The organism is Leuconostoc miyukkimchii (assembly GCF_019656055.1).
Lineage (GTDB): Bacteria > Bacillota > Bacilli > Lactobacillales > Lactobacillaceae > Leuconostoc > Leuconostoc miyukkimchii.
Genome location: NZ_BPKY01000007.1, coordinates 152,600 through 166,716, shown reverse-complemented (window position 1 = coordinate 166,716; position 14,117 = coordinate 152,600). Strand labels below are relative to the sequence as shown.

Below are 14,117 nucleotides of genomic sequence, written 5' to 3'. Positions count from 1 at the left end.
CAATGTTAAAAATAGACGGAGAAAAAAATGATTAAACGTTTGAGTATTATCGTAGTTACTGCAGCTGTTATTATCGGGGGCGTATTATGGTTTGTTAACGGTAGTAAAGGTGGTAAAACCACACAACATGACAAATTGCACGTTATTGCAACAAATTCAATTATTGGTAATATGGTTGAAGAGATTGCAGGAGACAAAGTTGATCTACACACGATTGTCCCACGTGGCACGGATCCACATGAATACGAGCCACGCCCTCAAGATGTGTCAGCAACACAAGAAGCTGATATCTTGTTTCATAATGGCTTGAACCTAGAGACAGGTGGTTCAGGTTGGTTTAAGAAAATGTATCAAAACGCTGGTAAAAAAAATAATAAAGAAGTTTATGCTGTTTCAAAAAATGTAGAAGCAAAGCATTTAACTGATGCAGGAAAAGAAAACGAATTGGACCCACATGCATGGCTTGATATTCAAAATGGTATTAAGTATGTAAAAAACATCGAAAAAGTTTTAATCGATAAAGATCCAAAGAACAGTAGTACTTATGAAAAAAATACCAAGGCATATGTTGCTAAATTAACTGAGTTAGATAAAGGTGCAAAGACAAAGTTTAAGAGTATTCCGGAAAATAAAAGAGTTCTTGTCACTTCTGAAGGGGCATTTAAATACTTTTCTGCTGCATATGATATAACACCTGCATTTATTTGGGAAATTAACACAGAATCACAAGGAACACCAGAACAAATGAAACAAGTATTAGCTAAGATACGTGGTAGTGAGGTACAATCATTATTCTTAGAAAGTTCAGTTTCACCAAAAGCAATGGAGAAAGTTTCAAAAGAGACAGGTCTCTCAATATACTCTAAAATTTACACAGATTCACTTGCGAAAAAGGGTGTCCAAGGGGATACTTATTACAGCATGATGAAGTGGAATTTGGATAAAATTGCTGAAGGATTGTCGAAATAATTTTTAAAAGTTATCAATAGATATATTGGTAACTTTTTATTTTATAAACATATGAAACAAAATTCATTTAAAAGTGGTATATTAAGTATATAAGAAAAAATTGTGAGGCACACAGATGGAACATGAACAAGTGAGAATGAAACAAGGACCCTATATTGTCGGTATTGCATTGAATTTAATATTTGTTTTGGCAGAATTGGTGTTTTCACAGTTAGCCCACTCAACAGCCTTATTTGCTGATGCTTTTCATAATTTAAGTGATGTATTAGCGCTTGTGATAGCATGGTTAGCAGTGATTGTATTTGGTTTGAAGGCAACTAGACGGCACACATATGGTTGGCATAACTTATCTATTTTGGCTAGTATATTTAATTCGATCCTATTAATAGGTGCAGTTATTATTATTTTCTACGAAGGCGTATCAGATATAATTAACCCACCTGCAGTGGCCACGAGTGGTGCAACAGTCATGATTGTTGCAGCGATTGGTATTGGTATTAATTTTTTTACAGCTATGCTATTTAAAGCAAGTGGTGCACCTGACGAACACGGACATCACCATGAGCAAGATCTTAATTCAAAAACGGCATATATTCATTTATTAGCGGATGCAGGTGTGTCAGTTGGTGTGATTGCAGGTGGTTTATTAATTCAGTTGACAGGTTGGGGAAGCGTTGATGCAATTATATCAATGATCATTGGCGTCATTATTTTAGTAACATCATGGCCAGTAATGGCATCGACATTCAATTTGGCTATCAATGGCGTACCGGATACCGTAGATGAAACGGCAATATTGAACTATCTAACCAAACATGCCAGTGTAGCCAATTTACATGATTTACACATTTGGCCATTATCAACAACGGAAACTGCTTTAACAGTTCATTTGGCAGTAACAAAGCCTGCTGATTCGCAACTAGTACTAAAAGATATCACAACAACATTGCGTCGTGATTATAATGTTAATCATGTTACTATTCAAATCGAAAGTGATCCTGTGGCAAAACCATGTAACTTAATTTGATACGTAATGATAATGTAACATTCTCATGAAAGGGTTTACAAAAGCTAATTAATTAATGTAAGTTTGTCATTTAAGCGTAGAAACGTTAATGTAAAAAATAAAAGCAGATACAATGGCTATTTTTTGTGTTGACGTATTGATAAAAAAGTGTAATATGTATTATGTATTAGGGCAGAAATAGTCGAGTTAGATACCTTTCATAAGCTTTCAACAACTGAGTTGAATGAAATCCTTTATGAAAATTATTTAGCACTATAATACGTGTTTAGCTCACCGTTAAGTAGCTTAAAAGTGAATAATGAATGCGTTTTTTAGTCAAAATTCGTTTGTTTTTGTCCTGAGGAGTAATCTAAAGGAGAGTTAGAATGGAGAATTCTACAAAAACACCAGATCATCACATCGTTCAAGATGCGACTGATTCTTTAAGTTTGAGCGATGTCAACGGCTCAATCGAAACGCCGAAGGATGGTTCTTTTTGGCGAAAACTACTAGCTTTTTCAGGTCCAGGCGCCTTGGTAGCTGTAGGCTATATGGATCCGGGTAACTGGGTAACATCTGTTGGTGGTGGTGCGCAGTACCACTATGTTTTGTTATCAATTGTTTTGATTTCTAGTTTGATTGCTATGATGTTACAGTACATGGCTGGTAAATTAGGCATTGTTAGGCAGGAAGATTTAGCTCAAGCTACGCGTGATCGGACTAATAAGCCAGGCGGTATTGCGCTTTGGATTATGACCGAATTAGCGTTGATGGCAACAGATATTGCTGAAGTTATTGGTGGTGCAATTGCGCTTCACTTGCTCTTCGGCTGGTCAATGATTGCTTCTGTTTTGACAACAGCGTTTGATGTTATCTTATTACTTCTCTTAATGAAGTTTGGATTCCGTAAGATTGAAGCGATTGTTATGACTTTAATCTTAACGATTTTGCTTATATTTGGTTATTTGGTTGTATTATCTAATCCTAATTTAGTCGATTTGTTTGGGGGGTATTTACCACAACTACAAGCAGTGTCACCTAACGGACCAAAAGGTATTGATTCACCACTATTAATGTCGCTGGGTATCATTGGTGCAACGGTTATGCCTCATAATTTGTACTTACACTCATCAATTTCGCAAACACGTAAAGTTGACCGTAAGGACAAAGGTGCTATCAAAGAAGCGGTTCGCTTTATGACTTGGGACTCAAACCTACAGTTAACATTGGCCTTTGTTATTAACTCCTTCTTATTGATTTTGGGTGCGTCATTATTTTTTGGAAAAGCTGATTCCGTTGGAACTTTTGGTGCTATGTATAATGCCTTGGGTGATAACAGTATCGCTGGAGCAATTGCTTCACCGATATTATCAACATTATTTGCTGTAGCTTTGTTAGCATCAGGACAAAATTCAACAATTACTGGAACATTGACCGGTGAAATTATAATGGAAGGTTTCCTTCACATGCGAATCCCAATGTGGCTTCGTAGAGTTGTTACGCGTGGGCTAGCGTTGCTTCCAGTTATTGCATGCACACTTTATTATGGTGGATCAGAAACAGAGTTAGATAAATTGCTACTAAATTCTCAGGTTTTTCTATCTGTTGCATTACCATTCGCCATGGCGCCATTAATTCTGTTTACATCTTCTAAAAAAATAATGGGTGAGTTTGCTAATCCAAAATGGATGACAGTATTAGGATGGCTTTCGTTTGTTGTTCTAACTGGTTTAAATATTAAATTAATTTTTGATATTGTATCTGGTTGGATTGGATAATCTTTGAAGTTAAGGAGAACAACATGAGTAAATTGAATTTAAACATTGAACCAACACAATTTAAAAACATCGTTGTTGGTGTTGATGAATCAGAACAAGGCTACTTTGCTTTGGCTAATGCTATTCATCAAGCACAAGAAGATGATTCTAACTTGATTATTGCATCAGTGTTGGAAATGGGAGATTTGTCAACAATTGATGCTTTACACTTAGATTTCATTAAAGAAAAGCGAGCTGAAATCGAAGCTAACTTAGCTGATTATAAGGCATATGCTGAAGCACAAGGGGCAAAGCATGTAACAACAATCTTTGCTGATGGTCCTAAAGCGGGCGAAGCATTATTACAAAGTGTTGTACCAAAAGTAAATGCTGATTTAATCATTGTTGGGGCACATTCACGAGATGGCTTTTGGGAATCGTTAGGATCTCAAGCAGCATATATTGCACGTCATGCCAAAATTTCATCAATGGTTGCTCGAAGAAGTAACTAATCTAGTACTTATATATTTTTTGAAAGTCGTCTACGGGCGGCTTTTTATATACTAAAAACACCGCAATGCGTTTTATGACCGTTGAGGTGTTTTTTTGAGCATTTAAACAGGGGCTATCCTGTTATAATAGAATTATGAAAAAAGAAATTATTATTGAACTGGAACAAATATTTAAGGTACTGGGAAATAAACAGCGCTTAACAATTCTTGAGTTGTTGCGTGAGCGTTCGTATTCTGTATCTGAGATCATTAATATTTTAAATATGGAACAGTCTGCAGTTTCACATCAATTAAAAGTGTTACGGGAAGCACAACTCGTTCAAACTACGAGAAAGGGCCGAGAAATCCTGTACTGCCTTAGTGACTCTCATATCTTAATTTTATTGGATAATGCTTTAAAGCACGTATCACATGCTTTTCAACATAAAAATATCTAAAAGAGAAAAAAGGTTGACCATTTTGAATATATTTGGTATTCTTATATAGTTGTTTAAAGCAAACAGTATTAGCCGTTGTGGCGGAATTGGCAGACGCGCTGGACTCAAAATCCAGTGGTGGCAACACCGTGTGGGTTCGACTCCCACCGACGGCATCAATTAAAAGTGGTCGATTAGGTAGCAGATATTAATCTGTTGTCTAATCGACCACTTTTTTAAGTTACTGTACCTAAGTTTAGAATAATTTTAGCTGTATATAGATAGAACTGAGGCTATTAGAAATTTGAAACGATTAGCAATGTGAGGATATCTCACATTGAATGTGCATAATTTTCTGTTCAACGTATGTCAAAATATTGAATAAAAAATCAGCTTGCCGAAGCAAGGATTCTTATTAAATTATCAACCATTTTTAAGCTGACCAACCATGTGTTTGGAAGTCAGTTAAAATGCGATCAAACGCTTTAATTTGAGCGTCATGTGGTAATTGGTGTGCAGCATAGAAATCGTCCCATAGTTGTTGGACACGTGTAGGTACTTCTTGAAAGTCTGTATCACCAGTGTTTTTGGCATATACTTCACGTCCCCATTCGACAATGAGGTTGTATTCTAATCCAGTCATTATAATGTCTACCTTCAATAATAAAAATTTATTTAGGTATCTAATATAACACATAATTCAATATCAAACTATAAATAAGGTCTATCACGATAATAATGTGTCTTCATAATATTAACGAATGTAATCTGAATATTTTAATTTTTCGAGCTAAAATATTGTTAATTCAACAAAGTAATATTACTATGACTGTTATGGAATAAGAGACTTGCATTATTTATTAGTTAGAGTAAAATGAGATTTAATCTAATTAACAAGGAGAAAAGCGATGACTGTATGGAAAAAAGTTGTGATCGGTGGAATTGCTGTCGTAGTTGTAGGCGCCGGTACTCGTGTAGCTGGTCTTTGGGGAAAGAATGATGATGCAAATTCAAAAGTATTACATTTTTCAATTCCAACACCTTTAAATGGATTAGATACGGCAACTATCACCGATGAATATTCCATGGATATAGCAGGTAATGCTGGTGAAGGACTATTGAGAGTTGATAAGTCAGGAAAACCGCAACCAGCACAAGCCAAATCAATTAAAGTATCAAAGGATGGGAAAACGTGGACAATCACTCTGCGTAAAGGCCTAAAATGGTCAGATGGTAGCAAATTAACTGCAGCAGATTTTGTTTATGGCTGGCAGCGTGCAAATGATCCGAAGACTAAATCTGAATATGCTTATCTCTATAGCGGCATAAAAAATGCTGATAGTATTCAAAATGGTAAGGCAGACAAAAAGTCGTTAGGAATTACTGCAAAAGGAGATGTTTTGACAGTGACGCTTGAAAAACCGTTGCCTCAATTTAAGAGCTTACTAACATTTCCGACTTTTTTTCCGCAGCAACAAAAGTTTGTTGAAAAACAAGGAAAGTCATTTGCAACAACATCTGCAAAGTCACTTTATAATGGGCCTTACAAATTTGAAGGTTGGCAGGGTACCAACAATAGGTTTAAACTTGTAAAAAATAATCACTATTGGGATGCTAAACATGTTAAAACTTCTGAAATTGATTTGCAGGTTGTTCAAAAGCCCGAAGTTGCTGTACAAATGTATAAATCTGGCAAGCTAGATGCAGCCTTAGTTAACACGCCACAGTTGGTTCAAGCAAATAAAAATAATAAAGGTTATCGTGTAACACCACAAGCAACAACAATTTACTTGGCTTACAATCAAAGTGGCAATGTTAAGGCATTAACAAATACAAAAATAAGACAAGCGCTTAATTTAGCAACAAACCGGACTGAATTGAATTCACAAGTGCTTTCAGGAACATCAACACCTGCAAAAACATTCACACCCAAAGGTTTGAGCACGGTTAATGGTGAGGATTTTGCGAAGTATGCTAATCAAAATTATGAATACAATGCCAAGGAAGCACAAAAAATTTTTAAAGAAGGGTTAGCTGAATTGGGTGAAAAATCAATTACATTAGAAATTGAAGCTGATAGCGACCGAGTTGCCAACGCCAAAGATATTGTTAACTACTTGCAAGGTCAATGGAGTAAGCAATTACCTGGTTTGAAGGTGACAGAAAAATTTGTACCATTTAAACAACGTTTACAAGATGGTACAAATAAGAACTTCCAGATTATGTTGACGCAGTGGGGCGCTGATTATGCTGAACCAACGACTTTCTTAGATCTAGCATCGACTGGGAATGCTAATAACTATTCTCATAATAGTACACCAGCATATGACGCACTTTGGAATAAGGCCAAGGGTGTTGATGCGACAAATGATACGAAGCGCTCGGCAGATGAGTTGGGCATGGAAAAAATTATTCATCAAGAAGCCATTTTTAATCCGTTATATTATCAAGCACAACCAGAGTTGGTAAATCCTGAAATTACTGGATTTTATCATCATGCGGTAGGTGTACCTTTAGATTTTAAAAATGCAGCACGCAAATAATTCAAAAACACATGTATAATACCAGCTACATGTGTTTTTTGTTGAAAAAGTGATAAAAAAAGTCACAACACAAATTTTGTGTTGTGACGGCGGCAATTATTTTGACCGCTTTTCCTTTAAGCGGCCAAAACAATTGCGCGTTTTCTATTCGAATTGCTCAAAAGTTATGACCCCCTTTCCTAGATTGCCTAAAGTATACAGTTTAATACCGTAAAAATCAATATAAATTTTGATATAATAAGGTTATTAGATAATCATAGCGGTCATGATATCAATCAAAGAATAGCGCATCGGCAATGCTGGTTTATCGAGTAACGATCAAAAAATATGATGTTGTAACTAAAGCTACAAAGCTTGAAAATTAGGCATTTTTCAGGTATTCTAGTAGTAGTTGTAATTAGCGCTATTTGTGCTGTACAAACTTGAAACGGAGCAAAAAATTGACAGTTGAAGCGTTTATTATAGCATTAGAAAAAGCTGGTATTAACTTAACCGAACAGCAAATTCAACAATTTGAACTTTATTTTAATATGTTGGTTACCCGAAATAAGCAAGTGAACTTAACAGCCATTACTGAAAAAAACGATGTTTATCTAAAACATTTCTATGATTCATTAACTGTTGCGTTTTATGTTTCCGCTCTTAGAACAGATGATAAAACATTAATTGATATTGGTGCAGGAGCTGGGTTTCCCTCGTTGCCTCTAAAAATTGTTTTCCCACAATTGAGAATTACAATGGTTGATGCACTACAAAAACGTGTAAATTTTTTACAAGATGTTGTGACGGAATTGAACTTGTCTGGTGTTGAAATTGTGCATGGTCGTGCAGAAGATATCGGTCAAGATCCGAATTATCGTGAAAAATTTGACTATGCGACAGCACGTGCTGTCGCACGAACAAGTGTACTAGCAGAATACACATTGCCCTTTGTTAAAGTTGGTGGATCGTTCTTAGTCATGAAAGGATCTGCTGCAGAACAAGAACTTGCAGAAGGACAACGTGCCTTAACACTTTTGGGTGGTACTTTGAATGAAACATTTGATTTCTCCTTACCAAATGGTGATAAGCGTTATGTTCAAATTGTTAACAAAAATAAAAAGACCCCAAAACAATATCCTAGACAAGCAGGAACACCTAATAAAAAACCTATAGGTCATTAATTATATGAGCAATTTTAGGGAGTATATTGACTGTTTTTTAGTAAACAGCACCAGATACGTTGACAGAAAGGACGCCAAAACCACATGGCACAAATAATTGCATTAGCCAACCAAAAAGGTGGCGTCGGAAAAACAACGACAAGTGTTAATCTGGGCGCAGCACTTGCACAAGCGGGTAAACGTGTTTTACTTGTAGATATCGATGCACAAGGAAACGCAACAAGCGGTTCTGGTATTGATAAATCTGAATTAGAACGTGATAGTTATGACGTAATTGTTGACCTTGTACCAATACGAGAAGTTATAGTGGCAACAGATAATTATGATTTGTTGCCCGCAACAATTCAATTGTCTGGTGCTGAAATTGAATTAGCAAGTCAAAAAAAGCGTGAGTATCGACTAAAGAAAGCGTTATCTGAAGTTGCTGATGATTATGACTTTATATTAATTGATAATCCGCCAGCATTAGGCTTATTGACTGTCAATGCTTTTACAGCTTCTGATGCAATACTTATTCCTGTGCAGACAGAATTTTATGCACTTGAGGGTCTGGGACAACTTTTAAATACGATAGAACTTGTTCGCCAACAATTTAACGCAGCATTAGATATCTCAGGAATTTTACTGACGATGTACGATGCGCGAACTAATTTAGCAAAACAGGTATCTGAGGAAGTGCGTAATTATTTTGGTGATAAGGTGTATACAACGGTCATTCCGCGTTCGGTGCGTTTGAGTGAGGCACCTTCGTACGGTCAGGCTATTATTGATTTTGACCCACGTTCAATTGGGGCACAGGTCTATAGTAATCTCGCACAGGAGGTCTTAGAACAATATGGCAATTAAAAAAGGTGGTCTTGGAAAAGGACTTGGTGGCTTATTTAATGCAAATAATGTGACCGAAGAAGCATTGGAACATACGAAATCTGTTACTAAAAAGGCAACAGATGGTGAACGTGTAGTGCCAATTAAATTAGTTGAAGTTGAGGCCAATCCATTTCAACCACGGCATCATTTTAATGATGAAAAGTTACAAGAACTCGCCAATTCAATCCAAGCTAATGGTGTGTTAACGCCAATCATTGTTCGTCGTTTTAAAGATAAGTATCAAATTATTGCGGGTGAAAGACGTGTTCGTGCATCAAAACTTGCTGATTTATCAAGTATCAGTGCCATAGTGCGTGATGTTGATGATGATACGATGGCTGCCGTGGCACTGGTTGAAAATCTGCAACGTACTGATTTGGATGCTATTGAAGAGGCTCAGGCGTATGATGCGTTAATGCAACAATTGCATTTAACACAGACGCAAGTGGCTGAAAAGGTAGGAAAAGATCGTACAACTGTTGCAAACGCATTACGCTTATTGAAGTTGCCAAAATCAGTACAAATGCTCATAGAAATAGGTGATCTTTCTATGGGACATGCTCGTGCATTACTGGGTTTAAAATCTAAAACACAAATTGAAAAGGTAGCACAATTAGTTGTTGCACAAGGCTTAAACGTACGACAAGTTGAAGCGCTAGTTAAGCAAAAAAATCAAGGCTCCACTGAAAAATTAGAAAAAGTTGTCTCACCATTTGTCTCTTCATTAGCGACACAGCTCGAAGAAAAATTTGGCACGAAGGTCAAAGTTAATGTTGGTAACAAGGGTAATGGTAAAATAGAAATTAACTATACTTCAAATGATGATTTGAGTCGTATTTTAAATTTATTAGATATTGAGGTTGACTAATATGCCGGAACCATTGGTTTATAAATTAAACGATATTGTTGAGATGAAGAAGCCGCATGCCTGTGGTGCTAACGCTTGGAAAGTAACTCGTGTTGGTGCAGACATCAAACTATCTTGTACAAATTGTGGACGAGGAATTATGATGCCACGGTTTGATTTTAATAAGCGATTAAAAAAAATTCTAGTAGTATCTGAAACAAATTAGTCGATTTGAACTAAGAAAGGAAACGTGATTTAAGTCAAAGTTCACTAACAGTTGTTGTATTTTAGTAAAATGATCTATCTTAATAAAATATAATTACACAGTGCAAACGACTTGTCACATAGTAATTAATATGTCACTTACAGCTGGAATTGTCGGGTTACCAAACGTCGGCAAATCAACACTATTTAATGCAATTACAAAAGCAGGGGCCGAGATGGCAAACTATCCGTTTGCCACAATTGAACCAAATGTCGGGATGGTTGAAGTACCAGATGATCGTTTAGCACGTATTCAAGAAATAGAACCTGCTGATAAAATTATCCCCACAACTTTTGAATTTACAGACATTGCAGGTATTGTTAAAGGTGCTTCTCAGGGTGAAGGCCTTGGGAACAAATTTTTAGAAAATATTCGACAAGTTAATGCGATAATTCACGTTGTACGTGCATTTGATGGGGATGATATTATTCACGTCAATGGTGTGGTTGATCCGTTAGACGATATTGATACAATTAATACTGAATTGATTTTGGCTGATCTTGAGACAATCGATAAGCGTTATGCAAAAGTAGCACGTGCAGCAAAGGGACCTGATAAGCTTGCAAAGATTGAACTGTCAGTCTTAGAAAAAATAAAACCAACATTGGAGGCAGGCAAAAGTGTGCGTTCAATTGACTTTAATGAAGACGAACAAAAAATTGTAAAAAGCTTGTTTTTGCTAACAAGTAAGCCAGTTCTTTATGTGGCTAATTTGGCAGAAGATGATATGGCTGATCCAGAATCGTCACCTTATTTCAATGAAATTAAGGCATTCGCTGCTACTGAAGGCGCTGATGTTATTGGTTTGTCTGCCAGTGCTGAAGAAGAAATTGCGCAATTGGCTGATGAAGATAGAGCCGAATTTTTAGAAATGGCTGGCGTAACAGAACCAGGTTTAAACAAATTAATTCGCGCAGCTTATCATTTACTTGATTTGCGGACTTTTTTCACAGCCGGTGGCAAAGAAACACGTGCTTGGACATTCAAAGCAAACATGAAAGCACCACAAGCAGCTGGAACAATTCATTCAGACTTTGAACGTGGCTTTATTCGTGCAGAAACAATTGCTTTTGATGATTTGAACGCGTTGGGTTCAGTTAAAGCAGTTAAAGAGGCCGGTAAATTACGTTCAGAAGGAAAAGAGTACGTTGTTGCTGATGGAGACATTATTGAATTTAGGTTTAATGTCTAATGTTTCAATCGTTTGAAATGTTCTAAAACATACTTAAACAGGATGAATCCTGTGTACATATTACCCGGAGGAACAAAAATGTCAGAAAAGAAGCACCAATTAACTAAAAAAAACGAAGACTTTATTTTTCGTTTTAAAAAATTATTGTTACAAAACAGCAAATTGTCTACTGAAAAAGTAGCAGAAATCACAAATGAGGTTGAGGAACAACTCTATGCAGCCCAAGGGACTGGACAAACTGCGGCACAAATTTATGGTACACCAACACAAGCTGTTCAACAATATTTAGATCCAAAAAAATTAGCTAAAAAATTGCATGACTACAAATTCTGGACGCTAGCTTTAGACACTTCTTTAGCGATATTGATGTTGTTCTGTGTTGTCTTTGGATTCTCATTGTTCTTTTCAAAAAATGCTAATAGTCAAGGCGCCGGTATTGTATCGATACTTTTGATTGCAGCACTTGGTGGAACGATATATACTGAGGTGGTTTTGAAATTAACACCGGATCCTAAGAAAGTAAAAAACGGGAAACACAAAAGCCGTCGTTGGTTTTACTTGATTGGCGCAGTAGCAGCATGGATAGTTGGTTTCGTTGTATTAGGGTTATTACCACAAGCAATTAATCCGACTTTGCCACCACTTGCATATATTATTTTTGCCGTTGTAGCATATGGTGGATTCCGATGGAATCGTCAATATTCTGGATTAAGTGGTGGATTTTTAGCCATTAGTCAATTATCACAACAAGCACGTTTAGAGTCTGCACAAGTGAAAAAGTAAAAGGAGCTTAGGATGAAAATTTTAGTTGTCGATGATGATATTGAAATAGCTGAATTACTTGAGATTTATCTGAAGAATGAAGGTTATGATCCTGTGATGGCAATCGATGGAAAAGAAGCAATTTCTAAGCTTAATACGAACCCAGATATAGCGCTTATGATTTTAGATGTCATGATGCCAAATATGAATGGTCTGGAAGTTGTCAAAATTGTTCGTAAAGATAGTCGCATTCCAATATTAATGTTATCAGCGAAATCTGGCGACATGGATAAAATCCAAGGTCTAATCACAGGCGCCGATGATTATGTGACTAAGCCGTTTAATCCACTAGAAGTAATGGCACGGGTGCGATCATTGTTGCGACGAGCAGAAAATTCAGTCCAAGATCAAACACCGGATGTCTTAGATATTGGATCATTGGTAATTAATAAGGATAGCCATGAAGTGAAGACGGCAGATGGCGATTTGGTTAATTTAACAGCATTAGAATTTGGTATTTTTTATTTGTTAGCATCACATCCAAATCGTGTGTTTTCCGCTGATGATATTTTTGAACGCGTATGGCAACAAGAATCAGTCGTTTCAGCTAAAACTGTTATGGTACATGTTTCTCATTTACGTGACAAGATTGAAGATGCAACGAATGGTGATCAGGTTATCCAAACGGTTTGGGGCGTTGGCTATAAGATTGAAGTAAACTAATGAAAAGTTTGGCGTTATTTCTAAAACACAATCGTACAAAGATTTACTATGCGGTAGTGACAATTTTGTTACTGCTTTTTTTTAGTTGGTCTGTTGTGAGCGGTATAGGCAGCCTAAGAGAATATTGGCATTTTTCCGCTCTTACAAACCAATGGTTATTACTACTACTACTCATTTCTGGAAATATACTTATCATGATTTGGCAGTATGTGAAATGGCGTCAGTCGGAAAGTTTACTATCTTTGATTCGTGATATGAATCGGATAGCTCAAGAAAATTCAGATAGCACAATTGATTGGCATGCAATATATGCACCCAAAACACAGGCACTTATTGATGTTTATAATCAAATTGCTAAAAACACACGTAAAATTCGTGAAGAAGAACGCGAAAGTGAGCAATCAAAAGATGAAATGATTACTAATATTTCTCATGATTTGCGGACACCGTTAACTGCTATCATTGGGTATCTTGGTCTTGTTGAAATGAATGCGGATACTTTAAATGCAGAAGAAAAAGCGAAATACGTTCACACAGCGTATAATAAATCGAATCAAATGAAAGTATTGGTTGAGGATTTATTTGAATATTCAAAAACACAGGCTCATGATGCCGTTCTTAATCTTACAACGCTTAGTTTGAGTGATTTATTTGCACAATTATTAGCAAGTTACGAAATTGAGGCCCAAGAAAAACAAATCGAGTTAACACAAATTACGAATCCAGAATTAATCATGTTGGAAGCTGATTCTGATAAATTAGCTCGTGTACTAATGAATCTAATTACTAATGCGATGAAGTACGGAGAAGGTGCAACGTTTATTAAGTTAACAGCGCAAATTCGGGAATCAAATGTTGAAATACGTGTTGTTAATGATGGGATTAGAATTCCTAGTGACGCTATTAAGGATATATTTGACCGTTTTTATCGTGTTGAAAGCTCTCGTAATAGTAAAACGGGTGGTACAGGATTGGGGTTAGCAATTGTTAAGGGCATTATAGAACAGCATCATGGGTCTGTGTCAGCAACATCTGATGATGATTTAACATCATTTATTATTACAGTACCATTGAAGCAAAATTAGGGGGAGAAAT

At 36.3% G+C, this 14,117-nt stretch carries 15 protein-coding genes and 1 tRNA gene; 15 read left to right on the top strand and 1 reads right to left on the bottom strand.

Annotated features, from left to right (window positions below; all coding sequences use genetic code 11):
• Positions 1-30 precede the first annotated feature (30 nt).
• The 6 genes from K5Q13_RS08395 to K5Q13_RS08370 all read left to right on the top strand — a co-directional run bounded on the left by K5Q13_RS08395 (position 31) and on the right by K5Q13_RS08370 (position 4,836).
• The gene (locus K5Q13_RS08395) at positions 31-969 is read left to right on the top strand and encodes a metal ABC transporter solute-binding protein, Zn/Mn family (protein WP_220741269.1); all 939 of its coding nucleotides are present in this window, start codon (positions 31-33) and stop codon (positions 967-969) included.
• Between the two features lie 115 nt (positions 970-1,084).
• Positions 1,085-1,996: a cation diffusion facilitator family transporter gene (locus K5Q13_RS08390; protein ID WP_220741236.1), complete on the top strand. Its 912-nt coding sequence runs from the start codon at positions 1,085-1,087 to the stop codon at positions 1,994-1,996.
• Between the two features lie 365 nt (positions 1,997-2,361).
• Positions 2,362-3,753, top strand: coding sequence for an Nramp family divalent metal transporter (locus K5Q13_RS08385; RefSeq protein WP_220741235.1), 1,392 nt, complete (start codon positions 2,362-2,364; stop codon positions 3,751-3,753).
• 23 nt (positions 3,754-3,776) lie between these two features.
• Positions 3,777-4,244 (top strand): universal stress protein, encoded by a 468-nt coding sequence (locus K5Q13_RS08380; protein ID WP_220741234.1) that lies wholly within the window; start codon positions 3,777-3,779, stop codon positions 4,242-4,244.
• A gap of 134 nt (positions 4,245-4,378) precedes the next feature.
• Positions 4,379-4,681: an ArsR/SmtB family transcription factor gene (locus tag K5Q13_RS08375; RefSeq protein WP_220741233.1), complete on the top strand. Its 303-nt coding sequence runs from the start codon at positions 4,379-4,381 to the stop codon at positions 4,679-4,681.
• A gap of 71 nt (positions 4,682-4,752) precedes the next feature.
• A tRNA-Leu gene (locus K5Q13_RS08370) sits at positions 4,753-4,836 on the top strand.
• A 257-nt stretch (positions 4,837-5,093) separates the two neighbouring features.
• On the opposite strand, the gene K5Q13_RS08365 is transcribed toward K5Q13_RS08370, so the two are convergent.
• Positions 5,094-5,303: a hypothetical protein gene (locus K5Q13_RS08365; protein WP_220741232.1), complete on the bottom strand. Its 210-nt coding sequence runs from the start codon at positions 5,301-5,303 to the stop codon at positions 5,094-5,096.
• A gap of 265 nt (positions 5,304-5,568) precedes the next feature.
• Between K5Q13_RS08365 and K5Q13_RS08360 the strand changes: the two genes are divergently transcribed.
• The 9 genes from K5Q13_RS08360 (at position 5,569) to K5Q13_RS08320 (ending at position 14,107) form a co-directional block, all read left to right on the top strand.
• Complete coding sequence (locus tag K5Q13_RS08360; protein ID WP_220741231.1) at positions 5,569-7,203, top strand: peptide ABC transporter substrate-binding protein; 1,635 nt, start codon at positions 5,569-5,571, stop codon at positions 7,201-7,203.
• Between the two features lie 440 nt (positions 7,204-7,643).
• Complete coding sequence (gene rsmG, locus K5Q13_RS08355) at positions 7,644-8,366, top strand: 16S rRNA (guanine(527)-N(7))-methyltransferase RsmG (RefSeq protein ID WP_220741230.1); 723 nt, start codon at positions 7,644-7,646, stop codon at positions 8,364-8,366.
• Positions 8,367-8,450: 84 nt separating this feature from the next.
• Positions 8,451-9,212, top strand: coding sequence for a ParA family protein (locus K5Q13_RS08350; protein ID WP_220741229.1), 762 nt, complete (start codon positions 8,451-8,453; stop codon positions 9,210-9,212).
• The gene (locus K5Q13_RS08345) at positions 9,202-10,101 is read left to right on the top strand and encodes a ParB/RepB/Spo0J family partition protein (protein ID WP_220741228.1); all 900 of its coding nucleotides are present in this window, start codon (positions 9,202-9,204) and stop codon (positions 10,099-10,101) included. The genes K5Q13_RS08350 and K5Q13_RS08345 overlap by 11 nt, the downstream gene beginning before the upstream one ends.
• A gap of 1 nt (position 10,102) precedes the next feature.
• Positions 10,103-10,306 carry a DUF951 domain-containing protein gene (locus K5Q13_RS08340; RefSeq protein ID WP_220741227.1) on the top strand — a complete coding sequence of 68 codons (204 nt, stop codon included), beginning with the start codon at positions 10,103-10,105 and terminating at the stop codon, positions 10,304-10,306.
• Positions 10,307-10,436: 130 nt separating this feature from the next.
• A complete protein-coding gene (gene ychF / locus K5Q13_RS08335) occupies positions 10,437-11,537 on the top strand; it encodes a redox-regulated ATPase YchF (protein WP_220741226.1) in 1,101 nt (366 codons plus the stop codon).
• A 78-nt stretch (positions 11,538-11,615) separates the two neighbouring features.
• Positions 11,616-12,320 carry a DUF1129 domain-containing protein gene (locus K5Q13_RS08330; protein WP_220741225.1) on the top strand — a complete coding sequence of 235 codons (705 nt, stop codon included), beginning with the start codon at positions 11,616-11,618 and terminating at the stop codon, positions 12,318-12,320.
• 12 nt (positions 12,321-12,332) lie between these two features.
• On the top strand, positions 12,333-13,022 hold the full coding sequence (locus tag K5Q13_RS08325; RefSeq protein ID WP_220741224.1) for a response regulator: 690 nt from the start codon (positions 12,333-12,335) through the stop codon (positions 13,020-13,022).
• On the top strand, positions 13,022-14,107 hold the full coding sequence (locus K5Q13_RS08320) for a sensor histidine kinase (protein ID WP_220741223.1): 1,086 nt from the start codon (positions 13,022-13,024) through the stop codon (positions 14,105-14,107). The genes K5Q13_RS08325 and K5Q13_RS08320 overlap by 1 nt, the downstream gene beginning before the upstream one ends.
• Positions 14,108-14,117 lie beyond the last annotated feature (10 nt).

Bases quoted from the DNA above. Each gene is read 5' to 3' on its own strand.
- K5Q13_RS08360 (WP_220741231.1), top strand. From the start codon at position 5,569: ATGACTGTATGGAAAAAAGTTGTGATCGGTGGAATTGCTGTCGTAGTT.
- K5Q13_RS08365 (WP_220741232.1), bottom strand. From the start codon at position 5,303: ATGACTGGATTAGAATACAACCTCATTGTCGAATGGGGACGTGAAGTA.
- K5Q13_RS08350 (WP_220741229.1), top strand. From the start codon at position 8,451: ATGGCACAAATAATTGCATTAGCCAACCAAAAAGGTGGCGTCGGAAAA.
- K5Q13_RS08340 (WP_220741227.1), top strand. From the start codon at position 10,103: ATGCCGGAACCATTGGTTTATAAATTAAACGATATTGTTGAGATGAAG.
- K5Q13_RS08375 (WP_220741233.1), top strand. From the start codon at position 4,379: ATGAAAAAAGAAATTATTATTGAACTGGAACAAATATTTAAGGTACTG.
- K5Q13_RS08380 (WP_220741234.1), top strand. From the start codon at position 3,777: ATGAGTAAATTGAATTTAAACATTGAACCAACACAATTTAAAAACATC.
- K5Q13_RS08330 (WP_220741225.1), top strand. From the start codon at position 11,616: ATGTCAGAAAAGAAGCACCAATTAACTAAAAAAAACGAAGACTTTATT.
- K5Q13_RS08390 (WP_220741236.1), top strand. From the start codon at position 1,085: ATGGAACATGAACAAGTGAGAATGAAACAAGGACCCTATATTGTCGGT.
- K5Q13_RS08345 (WP_220741228.1), top strand. From the start codon at position 9,202: ATGGCAATTAAAAAAGGTGGTCTTGGAAAAGGACTTGGTGGCTTATTT.
- K5Q13_RS08325 (WP_220741224.1), top strand. From the start codon at position 12,333: ATGAAAATTTTAGTTGTCGATGATGATATTGAAATAGCTGAATTACTT.
- ychF (WP_220741226.1), top strand. From the start codon at position 10,437: ATGTCACTTACAGCTGGAATTGTCGGGTTACCAAACGTCGGCAAATCA.
- K5Q13_RS08320 (WP_220741223.1), top strand. From the start codon at position 13,022: ATGAAAAGTTTGGCGTTATTTCTAAAACACAATCGTACAAAGATTTAC.
- K5Q13_RS08385 (WP_220741235.1), top strand. From the start codon at position 2,362: ATGGAGAATTCTACAAAAACACCAGATCATCACATCGTTCAAGATGCG.